The 4030-nt window shown below is 63.1% G+C and carries 7 protein-coding genes; 5 read left to right on the forward strand and 2 right to left on the reverse strand.

What is annotated here, in order from left to right:
• The 5 genes from JSE7799_RS02970 to JSE7799_RS02990 form a co-directional block, all read left to right on the forward strand.
• A partial coding sequence (locus JSE7799_RS02970; RefSeq protein WP_186201827.1) for an IS256 family transposase occupies positions 1–674 on the forward strand: 674 nt, incomplete at its 5' end.
• Positions 671–1333, forward strand: a complete 663-nt coding sequence (locus tag JSE7799_RS02975; RefSeq protein ID WP_055662277.1) for a hypothetical protein — start codon at positions 671–673, stop codon at positions 1331–1333. The genes JSE7799_RS02970 and JSE7799_RS02975, both read left to right, overlap by 4 nt.
• Entirely contained in the window at positions 1330–1512 is a 183-nt protein-coding gene (locus JSE7799_RS02980) for a hypothetical protein (RefSeq protein ID WP_055662278.1), read from the forward strand. The genes JSE7799_RS02975 and JSE7799_RS02980 overlap by 4 nt, the downstream gene beginning before the upstream one ends.
• A 321-nt stretch (positions 1513–1833) precedes the next feature.
• Entirely contained in the window at positions 1834–2148 is a 315-nt protein-coding gene (locus tag JSE7799_RS02985) for an adenylate/guanylate cyclase domain-containing protein (RefSeq protein ID WP_222101694.1), read from the forward strand.
• Between the two features lie 55 nt (positions 2149–2203).
• Positions 2204–2788, forward strand: a complete 585-nt coding sequence (locus tag JSE7799_RS02990; protein ID WP_055662280.1) for a Crp/Fnr family transcriptional regulator — start codon at positions 2204–2206, stop codon at positions 2786–2788.
• Between the two features lie 33 nt (positions 2789–2821).
• Here the strand turns inward: JSE7799_RS02990 and JSE7799_RS02995 are convergent, their stop codons facing one another.
• Positions 2822–3466, reverse strand: coding sequence for a Crp/Fnr family transcriptional regulator (locus tag JSE7799_RS02995; protein WP_442354833.1), 645 nt, complete (start codon positions 3464–3466; stop codon positions 2822–2824).
• Positions 3467–3634: 168 nt separating this feature from the next.
• Positions 3635–4030: transposase (locus JSE7799_RS03000; RefSeq protein ID WP_144431535.1), on the reverse strand; the 396-nt coding region annotated here is incomplete at its 5' end.

Raw genomic sequence — 4030 nt, forward strand, 5'->3', positions numbered from 1 at the left:
AGAAGATGCGCCACGGCGGGGTGGTGCGCGATGCTGCCGTGCTCTCGGCAATCGGCATCGGCCCGGACGAGCGGCGGCGTGTTCTGGGCGTTTCCGTGGCCCTGTCCGAGGCCGAGGTCCACTGGCGGGGCTTCTTGGAGAGCCTGGTCGCCCGCGGCCTGCGCGGCGTCGAGTTCATCGTTTCGGATGACCACTCAGGGCTGCGTGCTGCCCGGCGGGCTGTTCTTGGCGGCGCCATGTGGCAGCGCTGCCAGTTCCATCTCGCGCGCAACGCCATTCATCACGCTCCGAACGTCGAGATCCGCAAGCGCATCGGAGCCGAGCTGCGCACCGTGTGGAATGCCAGCACGCTCGCCAAGGCAGAAACGGCCTTGGCAGAGATCGTCGCCAGCTATCGCACCTCTGCGCCGAAGCTGGCCGCATGGCTGGAGGAAAACGCGCCCGAGGGGCTCGCGGTCTTCACGCTGCCCGAGCACCATCGCCGCCGGCTGCGCACTTCAAACCCGATGGAGCGATCCGTCCAGCACGAGCTCAAGCGGCGCACCGTAAAGGTCAGGGTCTTTCCCAGCGACGACGCTCTGCTGCGACTGGTCAGCGCCGTCCTCGTAGAGATCGACGAGAAATGGGCCTCCGAGACCAAGGCCTACATCAAATGGGAATGCCAGGATGCATGACCCGCTCTCAGCAGAATTTCCAGACCGCAGGTTGCTCTATCTCACGGCGGCGACCGCGCTTACGTGCCAACATCTTCCAAGGCCTGCCCGCCTTCAGCCCGGAAGAGGAGCAGCAGCCGCACTTCTTCCCGTGGGACGAGGCGCGTACGATCCCGTTGATCGAAAACTTCGAGGTGGAGGTCGAGCGGATCGTCACCTTCCGCCCCTTCGCCCATCACCTGAAGCAGCCCGACTGCGCCACGTATGTCCTCTGGGGCGAGGGAGACGAAGCGCACATGACCAACCTGCAGACGGCGCGGCAGGCGTCCGGACCGTTCGAGGTGCCGGCATTCAGCCCCGATTACGACCACGTCATGACCCTGAAATCCGCTCCCAACTGGCTTGATGCGCCCTTGCTCGAGGCGGGCGTTCCCGTCTCGGTACCATCGATCCGGCTGAACGACCCCGAGACCGGCAGGCCCACCATTCCGGTCGGCGTGCCGATCGAGGAAGGAACGAAGCTGACTGTCCTCTATCGCGGTGTGGGCGACCCCCGGATTGTGGTGGCCGGACGAAGCCCCCTCGCGGGCACGGCGGTCTGCAACAGCGAAGGCATGGACGCGAGCAGCGAGAAAGATGCCCTCGTGATGAGCGGCACGCCGGAGGAGTTGATGCGGTGAATATTTTACCCGGGCCGAAAGAATTTACCCGCGAGAACGGCAATGAAGAACTCTGGTATCAGGTTTTTCGGCTGGAGCACCCGGTGCTGGCGACCAAGCAGAAGCGCTTTTCGCTCCTGCCGGGGCGCGGGCGGTGCAAGATGTGCTACGCGCCGCTCACGGGGTCGGCGGTTGGCTGACGCGGCGGATAGGCCTTTTCCCGTCGGCCCGGAACCCGTTTTACTGTAACGCCTGCGACGGATTTCTACAGGCCTATCCGGGCGGCGCGGAAGTCGATCTGTCGATCATCTTCTGCGATCTGCGGGGGTCCGTCTCGATCTCGGCATCTATGTCGCCGAAGAAATTCAAGGAACTGATCACCTTCATGCGCGAGACGATCGTGCCCGTCCTCTGGCGGTCCGAGGGGTTCGTGTTGCAGTTTCAGGGCGACGCGGTCATCGCCGTCTGGCCCCCGGGCTTCAGCGGACCGGACTATGCCAAAAATGGCCGTCCGGGGCGGAATGGAGCTGCCGAAGGTGCTTTCCCAAGCGACGTTCGCGGGCCGCGACATTCCGGTGGGCATGGCGATGCACACGGGTCGGGCCTACCTCTCGACGGTCGTGTCGGTGACCGATGACATGCAGGAGGTCAGCGCCTTTGGGTTCGACGTGAACGTCGCCGCGCGCCTTGCCGCGGCCGCAGAGCCGGGGGAGGTCCTGATCAGCGAAGCCGCCATGCGGGCCGCCGACCGCGAGATCGACAATGCGGCCCTGCGATCCTTCGAACTCAAGGGCGTAGATGAACAGGTGCGGGCGGCATCCCTGCACCGATCATGAACAACCCGCGGCGCCCCTCCCGGACGTTCCGCCGGTTTCGCGCCGGGTAGAACCGATGCTGGTCGAAATGCTCGGGTGGCTGGCGGCAACCTTCACCTTTGGTGCCTATGCGATGAAGACGATGCTGCCCCTGCGCTGCTTCGCCATCGCCGCAAACGTCTTCTTCATCGCCTACAGCGCCATCTTGTGGATCTATCCCACGCTTGCGCTCCATATTCTGCTGCTGCCGTTCAACGTCCTGCGTCTTAATGACCTTCTACGCCAGAAGCGGGATGTGCACCGCGCGCGCGTCGCAACGGATTTCCCGCCCGGGCTGAAGGGATACCTGGAACCCATATCGCTCGCGCCCGATACTTACCTGTTTCGCAAGGGCGATCCGGCCGACAAGATTTACTTCGTCGAAAGCGGCTGTGTCCGCCTCGACGAGATCGACCGCAACGTCGAGGCAGGTCAAATCTTCGGGGAGTTGGCCTTCTTCAGCGAAAAGCGGTGCCGGACCCTTAGCGCCCGCAGCGTCGGCAGCGCCCGGATCCTCGCGATGGACGAAACCGATTTCATGGCGCTCTACTACCAGAACCCAGCCTTCGGCTTCTACGTGGTTCGCCTGATGGCGCACCGCCTTGTCCTCCAGGCGCCCTGACCGGGACTGCTTTCGGAAAGTCAGGTGGCATCGTCAGTCGATCAAGTTCAGTGGCGGCCCAGCTTCCCGGTTTCTCAGCAGGAGGATGGATTTGGTGGCTTCGGTAAACCCGGCGATCAGGGCGAGCTTGATTGCGAGTATACGCCTCAAAAGCCGGTGCAGCGGCGCAGCTTGCAAGACGAACGCGCGACCCGGCCCTTCCATCTCCACCGTCGCCGTCGCGGGTTCTCCGGTGAAGAAGGTGAGCTGGCCGATGATGGTTTCGTGGCACAGACCTGCCGTGTTTCCGTCGATCACCACCTTGGCCCGCCCTGAGGTCAGAAAAAGCAGGCGGTCAAGCGGGCGGCCCTCCTCGGCCAGCACCTCGCCTGCTTCAAGGTCGACCCAAGCGCCCCGTCTGAGGAACGTCCGAACGTATTGTCGCGGAAGATCGGGCAGAAACGAGTGAACCAAGGAGCGTTCTTCCTCACTGACCCGCAGCATGTGCGACACCACGAAAAGTCGCACAATTCCCGCGAGGCTGATCACGATGTAGAAGATCTGCATTGTCAGGACTGCCGGGTTGAAAGCCCCAAGCAGACTGATCGAGATACAGGAGGCGCCCGCAATCACCATGCTCGCATATGCATAACTCTGCCCACGCACGACCCCGAACTGCATCAGCGTGTAAGCGGACAGCTAACCCGCATAATTCATGAAGCTGCGGACTTGTGCTCCGTGGGATGGTTTCCCCGGTCTCGGTTTTCTTGCGCGCACCCGGTGTTTGCGTCCGGTTGGCATGCGGGCCGGTGACTTGGGTCTTGGGCGATACGGGTTGATATTTCGGGGTTTGTCGGGGCGCTTGCGTCAGGCTGTTTTCGGTGGGGCGAGGGCGTCGAAGAGAAGGAGGAGAAGTCCCTTTCGGGGACACGATGCCGGCAGGGTCACGATGATCCGGGTCTTCTTTTCGACGATGGTGGCGGCCAGTCTGACGAGATGCAGCCGCAGCGTGTCGAACTGGGCGCGGCGCCATGGTGGACGTTTTGGGCAAGCCGCGCGAAGCTTCCACCAAATCCAGTAGGCGCAGCCGTGCAGCATCAGACGCATCTGATTGGCGTTGGCTTTCGAGCACGACGTCCGGTCTGCTGCGAGGTGGGCCTTCCACGCCTTGATGTGTTTCTCGGCTTGGCCGCGAGCGGAATAGAGCTTCTCGTAAAGATGCTTGCCGCGGCCGCCCTCGAGATTGGTGACGATGTAGCGGGT

Source organism: Jannaschia seosinensis (assembly GCF_001408515.1).
Lineage (GTDB): Bacteria > Pseudomonadota > Alphaproteobacteria > Rhodobacterales > Rhodobacteraceae > Jannaschia > Jannaschia seosinensis.

What these genes read in the sequence shown, in the direction of transcription:
- JSE7799_RS02975 (WP_055662277.1), top strand. Translation starts at nt 671, where the DNA reads ATGACCCGCTCTCAGCAGAATTTCCAGACCGCAGGTTGCTCTATCTCA.
- JSE7799_RS02985 (WP_222101694.1), top strand. Translation starts at nt 1,834, where the DNA reads ATGGAGCTGCCGAAGGTGCTTTCCCAAGCGACGTTCGCGGGCCGCGAC.
- JSE7799_RS02990 (WP_055662280.1), top strand. Translation starts at nt 2,204, where the DNA reads ATGCTGGTCGAAATGCTCGGGTGGCTGGCGGCAACCTTCACCTTTGGT.